The following is a 1,658-nucleotide window of genomic DNA, read 5'->3' on the forward strand; positions in this document are numbered from 1 at the left end:
GCGGCGTGTGTCAAGGTAGTTGTCGCCTCAGCCGTTACGCTGCTTGCTTGTAATTCTCTGCGTTTTTCTGCGCTCGCTCCGGGTTCAGGTACACCGCATCTGGGAGTTCCCAGTTGCGGATGCCCGCGCTCCAACGCTGCGGATTCCGGGCGCGCGCGGCTTCATACAGCGCCGTTCTCTGCGCCAACAGTGCGGTAGCTTTGCCCTGATGCCGCTGGTTTGGCGTGACGTATTTCAGGCCGCTGTGTCGGTGCTCGTCGTTGTACCAGCGCACGAAGCGCAACACCCAGTCACGCGCTTGTTCCAGGCTATCGAACGGGCGCTCCGGCCACATCGGGCAGTACTTCGCCGTACGGAACAACGCTTCGGCATAGGCGTTGTCGTTGCTCACCCTAGGCCGGCTATAGGACGGCACCACGCCTAGGTCATACATCGCTGCCAGCATGGTGGCCCCTTTCATGGCCTTGCCGTTGTCCGAATGCAGTACCAGCGGACGACCTGCCGTTTGCTCCCGCAAACAGCCGTGCATCAGCAGGCGGCTGGCGTGCTCAGCCGTCTGGCTCTCATGCACCTCGTTGGCTACCAGCTTGCGGCTGTAGATGTCCTTCATCATGTACCAGTAGAAGAACTTGCCCTTGACCGTGGTCGGCAGCCAGGTGATGTCCCAACACCACACCTGGTTCGGACCCGTGGCCCGATGCGTCGTCGGCGGGCGCGTGCACGGGGCCTTGCTGCGGCCACGCCGACGGCTTTGTCCCGCTTCATGCAGCACCCGGTAGATCGTCGATACCGATCCCACGTAGATGCCCTCATCCGCCAGCTTTGGCACGATCTGGTGCGGCGTCAGGCTCGCGTAACTTGGCTGGTTCGCCGCCCTCAGCACCGCCTGCCGTTCTGCTTCGCTGAACTTGTTAGCCGGTGCCTCGCGACACGCTTCCAGCCGCCCGTCGGCGGGGGCGTGCCGCCAGCGCTGCAAGGTCCGCTCGGTCAAACCAAGCGCCTCGCAGGCCTTCTCCTGCCGGGCCCCGGCACTCACCGCTTCATCGATCAACTCTATGGCTTCCAAGCGATCCGGGGTGCTGATCAGTCTTCCTCGTCCCGTCCCCAGATCGCTGCGGCTTTTTTTTGCAAGACCAGCAGTGCCGCCGTCTCCGCAAGCGCCGCATTCTTGCGCTTGAGCTCGCGTTCCAGCTCACGCACTCGCCTGCGCGCCGCTTCGTCGTCCCGCCGCTGCGCCAGCGTTCGCTTGACGGGCGTAGCCGCATTGGCCTGCTCGCACGCCTCACGCCATTGCTGAATCTGCTCCGCCTGGATGCCCTTTGCGCGGCAGTACTCCGACAACTCCGCTTCGCTTAGCGGCGCTGTCTCCAACACAACGCGAAACTTGTCCGCGCTGGACCATTGATCACTCTGCTTTCCGTCACCCGGCACAATTCTTCCTGCTTCTCTCGCCATCCTGCGCCAAGTCCGCAAGGTCACTGTCGTGATCCCTGTGGCCTTGGCCAACTCCACTATCGACCGGTTCAGCGGCGGCATCATCTGCTCAACCACCCATTCCCGATGCTCGGTTGCATATCGTGTCATCACCTATTCGCACACCGCCCTCCATTTTGCTTCACTAAGGAAACGGAGGCGACAAGTATCCTGACATGGAGGGC

Annotated in this window: 1 protein-coding gene; it reads right to left on the reverse strand. The window is 62.5% G+C overall.

All coding sequences use genetic code 11. The features are described from left to right. Positions 1-34 precede the first annotated feature (34 nt). Positions 35-1,584, reverse strand: a protein-coding gene (locus tag AC1DKD_RS41140; RefSeq protein ID WP_441637726.1) for an IS3 family transposase whose coding sequence is annotated in 2 segments (ribosomal slippage) — positions 35-1,098 and positions 1,098-1,584 — 1,551 coding nt in all. Because the reading frame shifts where the segments join, the coding sequence is not laid out codon by codon here. Positions 1,585-1,658 lie beyond the last annotated feature (74 nt).

The organism is Cupriavidus sp. 05T313, assembly GCF_056396665.1.